Genomic DNA, 17,653 nt, shown 5'->3' on the forward strand with positions numbered 1-17,653 from the left:
TAATTTTAAAAAAGAGTGGATACACTTTTAGCCATAACGGCGTATTCAAGCTTCTCAAGTGTACGGCAATACTCTTTCCCAATGTCGCCCTCTACATTAATCTTCGGTTTTTCCAGGTAGGAAAGGACATCTGTATCTTGGAACCAATCCCGTTGTGCTGGTGAAGAATGAGGCGTATCCTTCCAGACATTTTGCCATATGGGGCTATATATCCGAGCCTCCCCTTCCTTAAGTGAACCATTTTTGAATCGGCTGTGCATTCGCTTCCTACCAGGAACCTCCTCATTAACAAGATTGAACAAATGAGACCAAAAATCCATTCGTGAGCCAGTATGGGGAGTTTGGCAAGCCCAGTGAATGGTCCTGTTCAGCGTTTTTTCGTGGAATAAAAGGGCATACAAATCGCGGCCAATTTGAATTCGCTGATGAAGCTCTTCAAACTGATGAATCGTTTTACCCCGCAGTTTTATGCGTTCACCTTCTATTACTAAGGGGAAGATTATTTGATTCATGGACAGGAGATCCTGCAGCATGAATTCAATTTTGTCAAAGACCGTTTTCTTGAATGACCCATTCTTCATAACGGTTTGCTCCAAATGGTTTTGTTCATTCACGACTAATGCCAGAGTAATCAATTCTGAATCATTTCCATCAAGAAAGAAAGGCCAAAGCACCTGCATGAAGACAGATACATGAAAGGCAGGAAGCAGATGGTAATAATTTTTTCGATGCTGTTTTCCTTTCTCATATAGCAGTAACTGAGGGTATGCATCCTCGAAGATAATCCAGTTCCCCCTTTCTAATAAGGCATAGAAATCATCACATTCTTGGCTGCTCATTATTCGCGGAAGAAATGAGCCCCTTAAATCAGTCATATTCCAGCCAGTATTTCGAGAAACCATATGGGCTAAAAGGGACCAATGAATCTCAGGATTTCTTCGATAATAGTCGAGGTAGGCTGTGGTGCGACTGATATTATTCCGATTATGCCGTTTCGTTTCCGCTTGAATATCCTCAACCAGCTTTTCTTCTTTTGCTGAGAGTGAGAGAGGGAGAGGCGGAATTGTAGTATGAAGACGTTCCTTTAAATCCTTTTGAAGCTTCTTATATTTTTTCGGTATTTTTTTGGTATGTAGAAAAATCAGAAACGGCCTCCTTTCATGAACAAAAAGTGCCTATTCCCCTTAATTTATTCCAAATTCCTTTCCTTATACCTATGGGGATTGGCATGCAAATTGCATAGTAAAAAAGCGGATAGCTTCATAGAGAGGAAAGGCCGGGTAAGCAGATGGGATGTGGCGTTCTGGAGAGGCTTAGGAGGCTTTATATATGTGCTCCGCCACTCGTTTATTTGGATAATACATACCGCTCGAGGCCTTTGGCTTAGCGTTAATAGGAGGCGTGTTATTCTTGTTGTTTGCTAAGCCGGATAAACGGCATCCTGTAAAGGCATCGCAGTTAAAAGATGCTCTGGAAACGAGAATATGAGAAAGGCTGGTGAAGGATCATGAAAGCATTAGATGTGCCTGTCGTTGTTTTGCCTAATGAGGCAAACGAGCTTCGCCGAGAGGTGTGGGTATTTTTGGAAGCTGAACAAAGGGAGGGACGAATTAAATCCAAATGCGACTGCTGGCTCAGCGGGTTTTCAGCCGATTTTTCCAAAAGGTTAGGGGAAAAGGGCTGGATTGGCATGACATGGCCGAGACAATATGGGGGACATGAGCGGACTTCCTTGGAGCGTTATATTGTTATGGAGGAATTGCTGGCTTTCGGAGCACCGGTTGCAGGACATTGGATCGCAGACAGGCAATCAGGACCGCTTCTTTTGAAGTTTGGGACAGAGGAGCAGAAGCATTTCTTCCTTCCGAGGATCGCAAGTGGTGAAAGCTTCTTTTGCATCGGCTTGAGTGAGCCGAATGCAGGCTCTGACCTTGCAGCCATTCAAACCAGGGCCCGTAAAACAGATGGCGGCTGGCTTTTAAACGGGAGTAAGATATGGACGAGCGGGGCACATTTCTCGCATTATATGATTACCCTTTGCCGCACCGCTGACCAAGACCCTAATGACAGGCATGCAGGCATGAGTCAATTGATTGTCGACTTATCCGCAAAGGGAATTACCATCCGTCCCATTATTCTCATGACAGGGGAGCATCATTTTAATGAAGTGTTTTTCGAGGATGTATTCATTCCCGACGAGCGATTGATTGGCAAGGAAGGGGATGGCTGGGCACAAGGAATGGCAGAGCTCGCCTATGAAAGAAGCGGTCCCGAACGCTTCCTCAGCACCTTCCCTTTGCTCAATGAATTAATCAATTCCCTGCTTGAGAGCGGAGATCATCATGGGCTGATGGCCGTAAGCAAGCTCGCGGCAAGGCTATGGAGCCTGAGGAATCTATCCCTCGGAATTGCTGTCCAATTGGAGAAGGATGTCCCATCTAATCTCACCGCATCACTCGTTAAGGATATGGGTACTCAGTTTGAACAGGAAATAGCGGAATTAGCCAGGGACTATACGTCGGTTATCCCGTCTATTCATTCCACAAACCGCCTGAGCAGACTGATGGCTGAATCTATCCTGCAATCCCCAGGATTTACGCTAAGGGGCGGAACGACTGAAATCCTGCGGGGAATCATTGCGAAGGGGGTGCTGAAGGCATGAGTGATATGCAAGCCATTATTCTGCAGAGTGCAGAAAAGATATTGTCTAAGCATACAGAAAAAGAAATCATAGACAATGCAGAGAAAGGCCATTTTCCTGCTGACCTTTGGAAAGGCTTGCAGGAATCCGGTCTCCTGTTAATGGGTGTTCGTGAGGAACAAGGAGGTCATGGAGGAGATTGCACTGATGGCTTTAGGCTGATTCAGCTTGCCGGTAAATATTCGGCTCCGATTCCGTTGGCTGAAACACTGATCAGTAATTGGGTGCTGGCTGAGCTGGGCATGGAGGCGAATGATGCGGTTAAGAGTCTATCCTGCTTGTTTGAGCCTGAGAAAAATGGATTAACCTTTGACGGAATCTGCGTTTCCGGTAAGATTCCATCCGTTCCATATGGAAGACATGCAGAGTATGTGATTGCCTTTCTAAAAGTTGAGCAAGAAATCGAATTACTAAAGATTCCTGTCAGCTTAACGATGATTGAGAAAGCGGCAAATCTTGCGGGAGAACCAAGGGATACCCTTCATATCAATCAGCTCGCGCTCCATCAATTAGAGCATATGTCCATTCCAACTGCCGTTTATGAGAGGGCTGCTTTTCTTGGAGCAGCAGCAAGGGTAGCGCAAATGACAGGAGCGATGGAGAGAATCATGGAGTTAGTGATTGAGCATGTGGAAACACGCTATCAATTTGGCCGGCCGCTTTCCCGCCAGCAAGCCATACAGCATCATATCGCTTCCCTTGCCGGAGAGCTTGCCGCCGCCAAGACCGCCTTGCAAAATGCTGTTTCCAGCGTACATGACACCCGTTTTGCTCCTGAAATCGCCTTAGCCAAGATACGCTTGAATGAGGGCGCTGGCCAATTTGCAAAAATTGCCCACCAAATCCTGGCGGCTATCGGCTTTACGCAAGAGCACAGCCTTCATTACTCTACAAGGCGACTGTGGTCATATCGGGATGAATTTGGCACAGAAGCAGACTGGTCAAATACATTCGCTCATCACTTGCGAAAATGGGGAGTAAACGGTTTATGGAATTATTTAACCAAGCAAAGGGAAGGGAAAGGGGAAGAACATGAACGATTTACAATTTACCGTTACGAATAATATCGCCCGTATCACTTTGAATCGACCTGAGCAAATGAATGCCTTTAGTGAGGATATGATTCATTCTTGGATCAAGGCTTTAGAGGAAGTACGTGATTCGGATGAGATACATGTTTTGGTGATTTCAGGGAATGGCCGTGCCTTTTGCTCTGGAGGAGACATTAAAGCAATGGCTAGAGGGGATGGATTTTTGAATCATGATGGATCGAATGATTATTCGTCAACCGCTCTCGCTAGAAAGAATTCCTTATGGAAGAATGTCCAGCGCATTCCACTCCTGCTCCAAGAAATTGATATCCCTGTGATTGCTATGCTGCATGGGGCTGCATTTGGTGCAGGTTTTGATATGGCACTTGCCTGTGATATCCGAATTGCAGCAAAAAGCACAAAAATCGCGGAAAGCTATGTGAAGGCAGGAATAGTACCTGGAGATGGGGCAGCATGGTTTTTGCCGCGGCTGATTGGGACAGATAAAGCACTGGACTTATTATGGAACGGACAAGTACTGACGGCAGAGGAAGCATATCAGCTCGGTCTACTGACCTATGTCATCGATGATTCAGAACTACAATCCTTTACGGATCATTATGTTGAAAGATTGAAAAATGGACCTAAGGAAACGATGCGGTTCATGAAACGGGCAGTTTATCAAAGCAGACAGCTTGACTTAAAGACTTCTCTTGATATGATTTCATCTGCCATGGGCATCATTACGGAGCTCAAAGATTATGAAGAAGGTGTTCAAGCACTCGTAGAAAAAAGAAAACCGGAATTTTCTTGAGTTTACTTAGAATCCATTGATGACAATGGATTCTTTTTTTTGATTTCGTCAAAAATGTTTTAGGGGGAGGAAACAATCCATTATTCTATCGCATCCATCTATACAAATGTCCGTATTTCAAACAATTCGAGGGCATAAGGCGTCGAAGAATATCTATCTATTTGATTGGCATAAATCTTGCATGTATTAAATACAAGGAAGAAGCCTCTTAGGAGAATTTCCTTGATTCGTAAATGAATGAATTTCGATAGGAGTGAATCAAAATGGATGCACAATTACTCGAGAAAAAGGGACTTAAGCTTGAAACGTATACATTTGAGGTGGAAAAAGGAAAAATTCGCGAATTTGCCATCGCTATTGGGGATGAGCGGAAGGAATATTTAAATGGGACGAAGATTCTTCCGACATTTCCTACGGTCATTGACTTCTGGGGAGGCGGGTCTTCTACAGCTGACCTTTTAAATTTGGATGTGAAGCGGGTGCTTCACGGGGAACAGGCATATGAGTATACAGGGACCATTCATCCTGGTGACCAGATTACGGTTTCAACCATTGTTGAGGATGTCTATGAGAAATCCTCCATGAACTTTGTCGTATTGAAAAAGGAATATCGGAATCAACATGATGAGCTTGTCCTGATCAGTCGTTCGACCGTAATCGAGAGGCAAAAGGAGAGAAAAGGATGAACAAGGAAACCATATTTGAATCATTCATCAAGGAACCGGTAACCCATATACAGCTTGTTCGCTATGCAGGAGCCTCAGGTGACTTTAACCCTATTCATACGGTTGTTCCCTTTGCAGAGGAGGCAGGACTTGGCGGAGTGATCGCCCACGGCATGCTGATCATGGGGTTTGTCGGTCAGGCGATTGGCCAATGGGTTTCTGTTGATGACCTCAGGTCCTATAAAGCACGTTTTAAAGCCATGACTCGACCTGGTGAAAGAATAACCGTTAATGGACAAATCCTTCAAGAGAATGCCGATTATTTTACTTGTACAGCAGAAGCGGTGAATGACCAAGGAGAGGTCAAGCTTGTGGCAGAATTTACGGTAAAAAAATGAATGTATAGTTTCATAGAAGGAGGCCGCATGAATGGAATCATTGGATGATGTCAGAAGAATTTTTGAGAATAGTGCCTTCAATAAGCACTTGAATATTCATACAGATATTTTTGAAGAGGGAAATGTGTGCTGCACGCTGCAGGTGCAAAACCATCATCTTAATGTCAATCAAGCTGTACATGGCGGGGTATTGTTCAGCCTGCTTGATTCGGTTATGGGAGCTACAATCAGGTCTGTGAGCGGGACGCCGTTAGTCACCGTCAATATGTCCATCCATTATTTAGCTGCGGTTCAAGCAGGAGAGAATATCATAGCTAGAGCAGCAATCATCCATTCAGGGAAAAGCATCGTTATGGCTGAAGGTTTTCTAGAGGATGAGGATGGAGCGCTAAAAGCTAAAACGATTGGAACCTTTAAGCTTTTGAGATTATCATAATCTAGGCCATTTTCTATGAGGAATGCACTAATTATCTAAATAATGGGAATTTTTATTGACGAAAAGTTTTTTCGCCTATAAAATTTTGGTATTACCAATATTTTCAATTTGAGGTGTACTCATTTGAATCAAGCAAAGGAAAAACAAAAATATAACGTTCCCGCTCTTGAAAATGCTTTTTCCATTCTCCGCCTGCTTAGCCGAAACCGCTTCAAGGAATCAACCATTACAGAAATATCAAATGCACTAAATTTGAACCCAGCGACCTGTTATCGATTGCTCCGTGTCATGGAGGAGATGGCTGTTGTGCGTTACATGGAGGATAAAAAGCGCTATACGCTTGGGCCGTATCTTGTTGTTTTGGGTGAGCGTGCAAAAGAACATCTTGATTACCTCCTCATCATTCAGCCTTATCTTGAAAGACTGGCAAAGGACACACAGATGACCGCAATCCTCGTCAATAAGATTAACGACCGAAAGCTTGCCATCGTCAGCAAGGCTGAGGCAAGCGATTTCGGTGTTACGGTTTCAGTCGGCCGGCACTTTTCGATTTCTGACGGATCTTTCGGACTTTGCCTTTTAGCCTATCTGGATAAGGAAAAGAGGAAAGACATTCTGCATGCAGGTACGGGGCTTAAAACCTATACCGAGACAGAAATCGAAGCAATGGAAAAGGAGTTAGATACGCTAAAAAAACGCGGATACCACATCACATACGGGGAGTATGTAAAAGGGTTATGCGGGATAGCGGCGCCACTCTTGACACATGGAGATAAGGTTGAAATGTCGATTGAACTGATTGGCTTTACCTCTCGGCACGATAAGGCAGATTTAGAGGGAAAGGGATTATTGATCAAGGAAGCGGCAATGGAAATCAGCCGGAAGCTAAAGGGAGATGAATGAAAAGGAGACCGCAAAATGGGAGCTCTAACCGGTATTAAGGTATTAGATTTAACAAGACTTCTTCCAGGTCCTTATTGTACGCTCATGCTTGCTGATTACGGAGCAGAAGTCATCAAAATCGAAGAGCCTGGAAGAGGAGATTACATACGCTCCAGAAAACCAGCTGTCAATGGCATTGGGGCTAGACACTTGACAGTCAACCGCAATAAACGAAGTGTGGAGCTGAATCTGAAAACAGAAGCTGGAATGGCTATATTTAACAAAATGGCAGGAGAAGCTGACGTCATTATTGAGGGCTTCAGGCCGGGTGTCATGGACAGACTCGGTATCGGCTATGAAGAAATCGCAAAGATTAATCCAGGAATTGTGTATTGTTCCTTGACAGGGTATGGACAAACAGGGCCTTATCGTTTACTCCCAGGCCATGACATCAATTATGCAGGATACACCGGAATCCTCTCTCTAAATGGTGAGAAGGATGGAAAGCCTGTGATACCTGGCGTTCAAATAGCTGATATCGGAGGCGGGTCGCTCATGGCCTTATCCGGCATTCTGATGGCTTTATTACATAAAGAAAAAACAGGCAAGGGGCAATACATTGATATATCCATGGCAGACGGGGCTGTCACCTGGCTGTATGCAGCAGCCTCCGATTATTTTGTCACGGATGATGTTCCGGAAAGAGGCAAAAACCGGCTTGATGGCCAATTTGCCTACTATCAGCTCTATGAGACGAAGGACGGTCAATACCTATCAGTAGGCGCATCGGAAAAGAAGTTTTGGGATCGCTTCTGCGAGCTGGTAGAAAGGCCAGACTGGAAGCCGCTTCACGAAGGGGATGAGCACGTTCAAACACAATTAATAGAGGATTTGACTGCTTTATTCCTAGAAAGAACGAAGGAGCAATGGATGGATCTGTTATCTATGGAGGATACATGTATTGGACCGGTTAATGACATGAGGGAGGCCTTCTCCGACCCGCATATCCAAGCAAGAGAAATGCTGACAGAGCAAGATCATCCTATTGCGGGTGTGACCAAACAGATTGGTTTTCCGATTAAATTCTCTGAAACACCTGGCAAACTGTATGCCCATGCACCTATCCTCGGAGAACATACGGCTGAATACTTGACCAGCTTAGGATATACAGAGGAAGAAATAAGGGAACTGCAGCGCGAGAATGTCATAGGGAGCCACCCATCTATCCAACAATCATAAGGGAGGAATAGTCGTTGAATCATGTCCATTATAACCGATTAGGAACCAATCAGGACATTGCGGAAATCATTCTTGACCGCCCGAAAGCGCGAAATGCCTTTACGACAGATATGGCGAAAGAAATTCTTGAACTTTGCCAAACGATTCATCATAGCGAGGCAAGAGTGGTCCTCATCCGCTCATCAACTGAAGGGGCCTTTTGTTCCGGTGCTGACCTAAAGGAACGGAATGGGATGAGTGAGGAGGAGTGGAAGGAACAGCATGAGCTGTTTGAGGCTATGTTTCATCAAATACAGGATATGAAGCAGCCTGTCATCGCCATTGTTGACGGCTACGCACTTGCGGGAGGCTTTGAAATTGTCCTTAACTGTGATTTTATTATTGCTACAAAGCATGCTGTTTTTGGCCTGCCGGAGGTCACAAGGGGAATCATGCCGGGCGGTGGAGGAACAAGACTTCTATCGAGAAGAATTCCGATCCATAAGGCAAAGGAATGGATTTTGACCGGAAAAAAAGTCCCTGCACGAGAAGCTGAAGCATGCGGATTAATCAATCTCCTTACGACAAGGGAAAAAATGAAAGAGGAATCCGTTGCCTTTGCCGAGAAAATCGCTTTGAATGCTCCGCTTGCCGTTCAATATTGCAAAGCCTCCATTGATGAACTTTACAGCATGAATGAAAAAGAGGCACGTGAGGTTGAAATTGATTTTTACAACCGCTGTGTAAATACAAAGGATCGTCTTGAGGGTGTCAGGGCATTTGTGGAGAAAAGGCAGCCGCAATTTATCGGCGAGTAATGAAGAAAGGCGGAACGAATTTCATGGGGTATGAAACGATAACGATAGACACGTCGGGTGGCGTGTGTACCGTCAGGCTGAACCGGCCTGAAGTGAGGAATGCTCTTGGTCTTGAGACCCGTTATGAATTAAGGGATTTTTTCACGAAAGCAGGTGAGGATGAATCAATCCGCTGCATCATTCTCACTGGCAATGGTCCAGTCTTTTCGGCAGGGGGAGATTTAAGTCAAATGGAGGGACTGGATCCATTCAAGGGCAGGAAGAGGCTCCAAAGCGGCCATGCCATGATTCAATCAATGATTCAGCTGGAGAAACCGATTATTGCAGCAGTCAATGGGGCTGCAGCGGGAGCGGGCGTCAGTATGGCTCTTGCCTGTGACATGATTCTTTCTTGCAGCAGTGCTGTCTATATTCAAAGCTTTGTCAAGGTAGGTCTTATCCCAGATTTAGGGTCAATCTATTTTCTGCCGAGGTTGATTGGCAGACATAAGGCCATGGAACTGATGATGACTGGCGAGAGAATTACAGCGGATGAAGCTCATAGGCTAGGTCTGATTAACCGGGTGGTTAATGATGAAATGTTGATGGAGGAAGCACAAAAGCTCGCGCGAAGACTTGCTGACGGACCAGCCCATTCCATCGGGTTAACAAAAAAGCTTATCAATAGGAGCATTCTTGCTGATCTTGAACACACATTAGAGGAGGAAGGATTGGCCCAAGGAATCTGTTTTCATTCAGATGACTTTAGCGAAGGAAGGAACGCCTTTTTTGAGAAGAGAAAACCAAATTTCCGGTTAAGGGTGGAGGAATGAGGATGAATGCAGCAGAGCATAAGGAACAGGCCAAATTTCATGACGAACTACGTCAAAGTGTGTGCAGCATATGCGCTAAATACCCTGATGAGTATTGGCGGAAATTAGACGCTGAATTAGCCTACCCTGAAGAATTTGTGGATGATATTACGAAGAATGGCTTCCTCGCAGCTCTTATTCCAGAGGAGTACGGCGGCTCAGGACTCGGAATGATGGAGGCTTCCATTATTCTTGAGGAGATTAACCGCTCTGGTGGAAACGCAGGTGCCTGCCATGCACAAATGTATACGATGGGAACACTGCTTCGTCATGGAAGTTTAGCACAAAAGCGTCAATACCTCCCTAAGATTGCCGATGGTACCCTTCGGCTGCAGGCCTTTGGGGTAACGGAGCCTAACACAGGCACGGACACGACAAAGCTTCGAACCTTTGCTGAAAGAGTCGGAGATAAATATATCGTCAATGGACAGAAGGTATTTATTTCGCGCGCAGAGCATTCTGATCTGATGATTCTCTTGGTCCGCACAACACCATTGGAGCAAGTCAAAAAGAAAACGGATGGTCTATCCGTCTTATTAATAGATTTAAAAGAAGCAATAGATAATGGTCTGACCATCAAACCAATCCGTACCATGATGAATCATGCAACGACAGAGCTCTTCATGGAAGACATGGAGGTTCCGGCAGAGAACTTAATCGGTGAAGAAGGAAGAGGCTTTCGCTATATTCTTGATGGCATGAATGCGGAAAGAATCTTGATTGCGGCTGAGTGTATCGGAGATGGAAGATGGTTTATTGACCGAGCGGCTGATTACTCAAAGCAAAGAATAGTCTTTAATCGGCCTATTGGACAAAACCAAGGTATTCAATTTCCTATTGCCAAATCCCATATTCAAATAGAAGCGGCTGACCTTATGAGAATAAAGGCAGCGGAATTATTCGACCGAGGTGAATCATGCGGTGCTGAGGCGAATATGGCGAAATTGCTTGCGGCTGATGCCTCATGGGAAGCAGCCAATGTAGCCATGCAGACACATGGAGGTTTTGGATTCACGGAGGAATATGATATTGAACGGAAATTCAGGGAAACAAGACTTTATCAGGTTGCTCCGATATCTACAAACCTCATTTTGTCCTATGTATCCGAACATGTACTAGGCATGCCAAGATCTTATTAAACGGGAGGAAATACAATGATTTTTCCAAAAGATGTCGAGATTATTGAGGTTGGTCCGAGAGACGGCCTGCAGAATGAACCAAATCCCATCACGACTGACGAGAAGAAAGAATTGATTAATCGATTAGCTGAATCAGGCTTTAAACGAATAGAGACGGCTTCCTTTGTCCATCCAAAATGGGTGCCGCAAATGGCTGATTCCGAGGAAATAGCCGCCTACTGCAATGAGCTTGGTCTGACGTATATTGCACTAACTCCAAATATGATAGCTTTGGAGAGAGCTCTTGCTATGGATGTTCCTCAAGTTGCTGTCTTTATCGGAGCAAGCAATGAATTCAATAAACGAAATGTAAACCGGACAACAGACGAATCGCTCAAAGAGGCAGAAAGGCTGATCAAGGGAGCCAAACAGGAGGGGAAATTTGTCAGGGCTTATATTTCGATGGCTTTTAAGTGTCCATTCCAAGGCTATGTTTCCTTTGAAGAGGTTGACCGAGTTTGCAGCCGGTTCGTTGATTTAGGTGTTGATGAGGTCGACATCGGGGATACAAACGGTCAGGCTGATCCAAAGTTTGTCTATGAACGCTTTGCCAGATTAACAGATCAATATCCTGACCAGACATTTGTGGCCCATTTCCACGATACGAACAAAATGGCGCTTGCGAATGTAATCGCTTCCATGCAAGCAGGAATTACGAAGTTTGACAGCTCGGCAGGCGGGCTTGGAGGCTGTCCATATTCTCCAGGTGCTACCGGCAATATAGCCAGTGAGAGAATTGTGCACATGGTGGAGGAAATGGGCTGTGCAACAGGCATTAATCCGCTAAAACTCCGAGAAGCGGCTCAATTTGCAAAAGGGTTGTCGAGCACCCAGCTGAAGGAGGAAATAATTTGAAAAATCCTGTCATTATTGATTCTGTCCGAACGGCTGTCGGTCGAATGGGCGGTGCGTTAAAGGATGTAGAAGTAGATTATTTAGCCGCGAAGGTCATCAATGAGATTGTCGCTCGAACAGGGATTGATGCTAATACGGTCGATGAGGTCATCCTTGGACAGGCAAAGCAAAGCACGGATTCTCCTAATCTCGCGAGGCTTGCCCTATTAAGAGCAGGCCTGCCAATAGAAGTATCAGGCTACACAATTCATCGTCAATGCGGCTCCGGGCTCCAGTCAATGAACAATGCCCATCAGCAAATCATGTGCGAGTTTGCGGATGTCATTATTGCTGGCGGTGCGGAGAGTATGAGTACGGCACCGTTTTATTTACGTAATGCCCGCTATGGCTATGGGGCAGGAAATGGGCTGCTCCTTGACCCAAATACGGAAAGCCAGCCAAGAGCACAGCCGATGGAAACATATGGCCCTCTTACAATGGGAATGACTGCTGAAAACTTGGCTGAGCATTATCAAATATCAAGGACAGAACAAGATGAATTTGCCCTAAGGAGTCAGGAAAATGCCAAGAAGGCCATTGTGAGCGGATTATTTGAAGAGCAAATAGTTCCTTATGAGCTGAAGACAAAAAACGGAATTGTCGAGTTCAAGGTGGATGAGCATCCTCGTGAAACAACACTAGAGAAACTGTCCTCTTTAACAGCTGTTTTTAAAGAGAATGGAACCGTAACTGCCGGTAACTCAAGCGGAAGAAATGACGGAGCAGGTGTTATCTTGATGATGTCTGAAGAAGCTAGTGTGAAGTATGAGCTGAAGCCAAAAGCCCGAATAATCGCCCAGGCGACTGCCGGCGTCTCTCCTGTGATCATGGGAATTGGTCCTGCTCCCTCGACAAGAAAGGCGTTGAAGCAAGCGGACCTTAAGCTTGAGGAAATCGGCTTAATTGAACTAAATGAAGCATTTGCGGCACAATCTCTTGCGGTAATCAAGGAGCTTTCCCTTGATATCGAGAAGGTAAACGTAAATGGCGGCGCTATTGCACTTGGCCATCCATTAGGCGGAACTGGAGGGGTACTTATGACGAAGCTTCTTCACGAAATGGAGCGAAGAGGAGAAAAATACGGCATGGTGACTCTATGTATCGGTGGAGGCCTCGGTATAACGACCATCATAGAAAACTTGCAGGTGTAAGTGGATGACTCTCTCAAATTGGCTGAGTGAATATACGAGGCGGCAGCTTAGGGCTGACGAAGCTGTTTCTGTTCTCCAATCACATGATAGAGTCTTTCTTGCTCCCTTTTGCAATGAACCTCAAACACTAGTGGAAGAATTGGTCCGCCAAAGGGACCGATTCGAAGAAACCGTTCTTTATACACTCAATATCGGCAGTCCCTGTCTTTATGCAGAGCCGGAATGTCAGTCTCATTTTATCATTCATAGCTTTCTGCATTCAGCAAAGCTTCAAAAAGCCCATTCTCATAACTTCTGTGAATACCTGCCTGTAAATTTATCTCAGATTCCAATATGGCTCGAAGAAAATCCTGTTGATGCTGCGCTTATTCAAGTGACACCGCCTGATGAGCATGGCAGCTGTCATTTAGGCATTTCAGTAGATATTATCCATTCCCTCATTAAATATGCGAAGGTCGTTATCGCACAAGTGAATGAGATGCTGCCTATTACAAATGGGGATGGCTCCGTTAATGTTTGCGAAATCGACTATTTTGTTTTATCTAATCGGCCAATGGTTGAAGTTCAATCAGCAGAGGGAAGAAAAGAAGAAACCATCATTGGGAAATATGTAGCTGAATTAATCCCCAATCAGGCCACTATCCAGGTAGGAGTAGGACGCCTTGCAGATAGTATTCTCAGCTCTTTAGAAGGCAAGAACCATCTTGGCATCCACTCCGGCTCCATTACAGACAAGGTTGTGGACCTTATCGAATCAGGTGTTGTGACAAATGCCTATAAAGAAATAGACCAAAACGAAACCATTTGCACAACCTTGACGGGAACGAAGAGATTATATGATTTTGCTCATCATAATGAAGCCATTCAGCTTAAAGGGGTAGAGTACACTCATAATCCGGCTGTCATTGCCCAAATCAGTCAGTTTTGCTCCATCAACTCAGCACTGGAGGTAGATCTTTTAGGCAATGTCAATGCTGAGCAGGTCGGAAAATATCCTGTCGGAGGAGTCGGCGGGCAAATGGATTTCATCATAGGTTCCCGTCTTTCGAAGGGCGGTCGTTCTATTATTGCGCTGCCTTCAACTGCCAGGGGAGGAACGGAATCAAGAATCAAGCTTACTGCCTCATCTATTACATCAGCCAAATCAGAGATTAATTTTGTTGTGACAGAATATGGGATTGCTAGTCTATTCGGGAAAACAGTTAAAGAAAGATGTACAGAACTGCTTGCGATTGTTCATCCGGCCTTCAAGGAGGATCTACAATGGCAGCTGAATCAAATAGTCTCCTGAATGAAAGTCTAAGAGATTATGTGGAAAGCCTATATATAAAATACTGTATTCAGCTATTGTGAATGATAACCAGTAAAAAATCTGAAAGGCAGTTGATTACTATGCTACAGGGAATTCGTATATTGGATTTCACGCAATATTTACCCGGCCCGCATGCCACGCACCGGCTGGCGGACATGGGAGCTGAAGTGATCAAGATAGAGGCTCCATTTGGTGACCCGGCTCGTTTCTCCTTGGATGAAAATGAACAAGGCCCGGTATTTCTTGCCCAAAATCGGAAAAAGAAAAGTGTTGTCTTAAACTTGAAGGATTCATCTGACCGGGAATCAGCGCTCGAGCTAGCACGAGAGGCAGATATACTTATTGAAGGATTCAGACCTGGTGTGGCATCACGAATCGGTATCGGATATGACGAAATCAAGCAGGTGAATCCAGAAATTATTTACTGCTCTTTGACTGGGTATGGTCAAACCGGCCCCCTCAGTCATCTTGGAGGCCATGATATCAACTATATGGCCTTAAGCGGTATGCTCGCTCAAATGAAGGACGAAAACGGCAAGCCTCATCTTCCTAGCAATACACTAGCTGATTTTATAGGGGGAATCAGTGCAAGTGAAGCGATATTAGCCGCTTTAGTGAAGAAAATGCAGACCGGGGCTGGCTCCTATATTGACCTGGCTATAACGAAATCACTGCTTCCGCTTATGTCTAATCATGTTCTAATTGAAAGTTTGACCGGTGAAAAACATGGGGTGGAGAAGTTAAACAGCGTGTTTGTTTGTTATACCCTGTACGAAACAGCTGACCATCGCTATATCTCGCTTGGAGCACTTGAACAGAAATTTTGGCATAACTTTTGTGATGCTCTAGGACGCGAAGACTGGAAGAGCAAACAATTCTCAAAGGCCTCACCTGGAGATCCAGTCTATGAAGAGATCTCCGCGGCCATTAAAGAGAAAACGCTAAAGGAATGGTCTCAATTTGCCCTTAAGGTGGATTGCTGCATGGCGCCTGTCCTTGAATCGGATGATCTTGCCTATGCGGATGGATTAAAGGAATGGAACCTGATCAGTGACAATGGCTCCTATCGTTATATGGCCAATCAATTTACTGGCTTGTCAGAATCAACTCGTGATACGGAACCTCCTGCTCTAGGAGCACACACAAAAGAATGCCTTAGCAAATTCACTCATGGAGGAAGTTGACTTCATTAGGATACACAGTCGGACAGTTTCAGGTAATCAATAGGCGTTTGACGTAAATGAGAAGATATTTCAGATAGTGGTACATTTTTAGAAGAATGGTTGAAGAATATCAAATTTATACAATACCCAAGAAAGGGAGATATACATGAATTTTTCTCTAAGCGATGAACTGATTGAAATGAAGAAGTCCATACGGGATTTTATTGACCATACGGTAGATCCACTCGCCCAGCAAATTGAACAGGATGACGAGATACCAGAGAAGATCATAAGCATGAGCAAGGAGCTGGGTCTATTCGGACTCAGCATCCCTGAAGAATACGGGGGCATTGGGATAGATATGGTCGGTAAATGTGCCCTCTATGAAGAAATAGGCCGTACCTCGAATGGCTATACAACCGTGATTGGGGCCCATACAGGCATTAGTTCAGTGGGAATTGTTGAAATGGGAACTGAGCAGCAGAAGAAGCAGTATTTGCCGGACATGGCGAAAGGAGACCGAATCGGTGCCTTTGCCCTGACAGAGCCTAGCGCAGGTTCAAATGCAGCGGCCTTAAAAACCACCGCGGTCAAAAAAGGGGATAAGTATATCTTAAACGGCTCTAAGCATTACATCACAAACGGCCCAATTGCAGATGTGTTCACAGTTATGGCTGTCACAGACCGGGACAAAGGCGCAAAAGGGATTACATCCTTTATCATTGAAAAGGATTTTCCTGGGTTTGTCGTCGGCAAAACAGAAGAGAAGATGGGACTGCGCGGTTCGCATTCGTCTGAAATTTTCTTTGAGGATTGTGAGGTCCCCGATGATAACGTGCTTGGAACAGAGGGGCTTGGCTACATAAATGCGCTGAAAATATTGGCTAACGGACGAGCGGGGCTTGCCGCCCGAAATCTTGGCTCATGCCAAAAGCTGCTTGAGCTTTCCACTAAATATGCACATGAGCGCGAACAGTTCGGAAAACCGATTTTTGAGCAGCAAATCATTCAGCATTATCTCGCTGAAATTGCCCTTGATACGGAAACACTCCGCTCCATGACATACAGGGTTGCCTGGATGGTTGACCAAGGGATGAATGTGATTAAAGAAGCGGCCATGGCAAAGCTCCTCGGATCAGAAATCTATAACCGTATTGCTGACAAAGCCGTTCAAATCCATGGGGGTATTGGGTATATCAAGGAATTCCCGATTGAACGCTATTACCGTGACGCCCGCATCACGAAAATTTATGAAGGAACCTCTGAAATTCAGAAGAACATTATCGCTGCTCAGCTTCATAAGGAATATGAGAAGAACTCAAAGATTATACAGGTATAAGCAATTGCTTATGACAGACGGGTAAGCATGTGAAGGAGAATGACACATTAATTTCACCATTTTTAAAACGGTTCCCATGCTTGGAGCCGTTATTCTTTTGCTGAAAAAAATTCTATGTGAGATTCCCTGTCAATTAGCGTGCAAAATAGGGAAGCTTCATTCAAAATGAAATAAACCTCAATCTATTCCTTTTTTGGAATGAACGAAGAAATGGTTCTTTTGTTATAAACGATTTAGCGTATTTGAAAGAAAGGAGTAGGTGGAATGAAGGCTAAGAAAGCTGATGTTTTGCCATTCAATCAAAAACGGAAAATAACCTTATCCATTACAGTGAACGGCATTCGGTATCATTTATTGGTGAATCCGATGGAAAAGGTCATGAATCTTTTGCGTGAAAGGCTTCTCCTTTTTGGAACTCTTGAACCTTGCGGAAGGGGTCAATGCCAAGCATGTACGGTTCTTATAGAGGGAGAAATGCTTAAATCATGTCTCCTTCTGGCACATCAAGTAAATGGGAAGTCAATCACTACCATAAAAAATGTGGCACAGAGAGAAAATGAAAATAAAAGATTCATGATGGATGAAAGGAGCATGCTAGAGATCAATCCACCACCTTCAAAGGAACAAATCGAGCAGGCATTAGCTGTGACCATATCGCAGGAGAGACCAGAGCCTGCACAAAGGCTGGCTGGTTCCAGTCATGGCACTTGGCATTAAAAAATTTTTAGGAGGAAGTGAATGCATGATTCATCCTGTTACTAATCAAGAGTCTGTCATCCAACAAGATGCGAAGGAAATGCGA

Annotated in this window: 18 protein-coding genes; 17 read left to right on the forward strand and 1 reads right to left on the reverse strand. The window is 44.7% G+C overall.

Going from position 1 to position 17,653, the window contains the following annotated elements:
- Nucleotides 1–5: 5 nt before the first annotated feature.
- Nucleotides 6–1,145 (reverse strand): DUF2515 family protein, encoded by a 1,140-nt coding sequence (locus AC622_RS09690; protein WP_082197106.1) that lies wholly within the window; start codon nt 1,143–1,145, stop codon nt 6–8.
- Nucleotides 1,146–1,507: 362 nt separating this feature from the next.
- On the opposite strand from AC622_RS09690, the gene AC622_RS09695 reads away from it, so the two are divergent.
- From AC622_RS09695 to AC622_RS09775, 17 genes are all read left to right on the forward strand, one after another.
- The gene (locus AC622_RS09695) at nt 1,508–2,662 is read left to right on the forward strand and encodes an acyl-CoA dehydrogenase family protein (RefSeq protein ID WP_049670890.1); all 1,155 of its coding nucleotides are present in this window, start codon (nt 1,508–1,510) and stop codon (nt 2,660–2,662) included.
- A complete protein-coding gene (locus AC622_RS09700) occupies nt 2,659–3,765 on the forward strand; it encodes an acyl-CoA dehydrogenase family protein (protein ID WP_049670891.1) in 1,107 nt (368 codons plus the stop codon). The genes AC622_RS09695 and AC622_RS09700 overlap by 4 nt, the downstream gene beginning before the upstream one ends.
- Nucleotides 3,734–4,546, forward strand: a complete 813-nt coding sequence (locus AC622_RS09705) for an enoyl-CoA hydratase/isomerase family protein (RefSeq protein ID WP_049670892.1) — start codon at nt 3,734–3,736, stop codon at nt 4,544–4,546. The genes AC622_RS09700 and AC622_RS09705 overlap by 32 nt, the downstream gene beginning before the upstream one ends.
- A gap of 263 nt (nt 4,547–4,809) precedes the next feature.
- Nucleotides 4,810–5,232: an FAS1-like dehydratase domain-containing protein gene (locus AC622_RS09710; RefSeq protein WP_049670893.1), complete on the forward strand. Its 423-nt coding sequence runs from the start codon at nt 4,810–4,812 to the stop codon at nt 5,230–5,232.
- Entirely contained in the window at nt 5,229–5,609 is a 381-nt protein-coding gene (locus AC622_RS09715; RefSeq protein ID WP_049670894.1) for a MaoC/PaaZ C-terminal domain-containing protein, read from the forward strand. The genes AC622_RS09710 and AC622_RS09715 overlap by 4 nt, the downstream gene beginning before the upstream one ends.
- A 31-nt stretch (nt 5,610–5,640) precedes the next feature.
- Nucleotides 5,641–6,045 (forward strand): PaaI family thioesterase, encoded by a 405-nt coding sequence (locus tag AC622_RS09720; RefSeq protein WP_049670895.1) that lies wholly within the window; start codon nt 5,641–5,643, stop codon nt 6,043–6,045.
- A gap of 123 nt (nt 6,046–6,168) precedes the next feature.
- Nucleotides 6,169–6,948 (forward strand): IclR family transcriptional regulator, encoded by a 780-nt coding sequence (locus AC622_RS09725; protein WP_049670896.1) that lies wholly within the window; start codon nt 6,169–6,171, stop codon nt 6,946–6,948.
- A gap of 15 nt (nt 6,949–6,963) precedes the next feature.
- Nucleotides 6,964–8,166, forward strand: coding sequence for a CaiB/BaiF CoA transferase family protein (locus AC622_RS09730; protein WP_049670897.1), 1,203 nt, complete (start codon nt 6,964–6,966; stop codon nt 8,164–8,166).
- Nucleotides 8,167–8,180: 14 nt separating this feature from the next.
- Nucleotides 8,181–8,963 (forward strand): enoyl-CoA hydratase/isomerase family protein, encoded by a 783-nt coding sequence (locus AC622_RS09735; protein ID WP_049670898.1) that lies wholly within the window; start codon nt 8,181–8,183, stop codon nt 8,961–8,963.
- Nucleotides 8,964–8,986: 23 nt separating this feature from the next.
- Nucleotides 8,987–9,775 (forward strand): enoyl-CoA hydratase/isomerase family protein, encoded by a 789-nt coding sequence (locus AC622_RS09740; RefSeq protein WP_049672883.1) that lies wholly within the window; start codon nt 8,987–8,989, stop codon nt 9,773–9,775.
- Between the two features lie 2 nt (nt 9,776–9,777).
- Nucleotides 9,778–10,953 (forward strand): acyl-CoA dehydrogenase family protein, encoded by a 1,176-nt coding sequence (locus AC622_RS09745; RefSeq protein ID WP_049670899.1) that lies wholly within the window; start codon nt 9,778–9,780, stop codon nt 10,951–10,953.
- A 15-nt stretch (nt 10,954–10,968) separates the two neighbouring features.
- A complete protein-coding gene (locus AC622_RS09750; RefSeq protein WP_049670900.1) occupies nt 10,969–11,847 on the forward strand; it encodes a hydroxymethylglutaryl-CoA lyase in 879 nt (292 codons plus the stop codon).
- Nucleotides 11,844–13,037: a thiolase family protein gene (locus AC622_RS09755; protein WP_049670901.1), complete on the forward strand. Its 1,194-nt coding sequence runs from the start codon at nt 11,844–11,846 to the stop codon at nt 13,035–13,037. The genes AC622_RS09750 and AC622_RS09755 overlap by 4 nt, the downstream gene beginning before the upstream one ends.
- A gap of 4 nt (nt 13,038–13,041) precedes the next feature.
- Nucleotides 13,042–14,328: an acetyl-CoA hydrolase/transferase family protein gene (locus AC622_RS09760; RefSeq protein WP_049670902.1), complete on the forward strand. Its 1,287-nt coding sequence runs from the start codon at nt 13,042–13,044 to the stop codon at nt 14,326–14,328.
- A gap of 101 nt (nt 14,329–14,429) precedes the next feature.
- A complete protein-coding gene (locus AC622_RS09765; protein WP_049670903.1) occupies nt 14,430–15,533 on the forward strand; it encodes a CaiB/BaiF CoA transferase family protein in 1,104 nt (367 codons plus the stop codon).
- A 145-nt stretch (nt 15,534–15,678) separates the two neighbouring features.
- Entirely contained in the window at nt 15,679–16,851 is a 1,173-nt protein-coding gene (locus AC622_RS09770; RefSeq protein WP_049670904.1) for an acyl-CoA dehydrogenase family protein, read from the forward strand.
- Nucleotides 16,852–17,115: 264 nt separating this feature from the next.
- Nucleotides 17,116–17,568: a (2Fe-2S)-binding protein gene (locus tag AC622_RS09775; protein ID WP_049670905.1), complete on the forward strand. Its 453-nt coding sequence runs from the start codon at nt 17,116–17,118 to the stop codon at nt 17,566–17,568.
- Nucleotides 17,569–17,653: the final 85 nt, after the last annotated feature.

This window comes from Bacillus sp. FJAT-27916, from assembly GCF_001183965.1.
Lineage (GTDB): Bacteria > Bacillota > Bacilli > Bacillales > Pradoshiaceae > Pradoshia.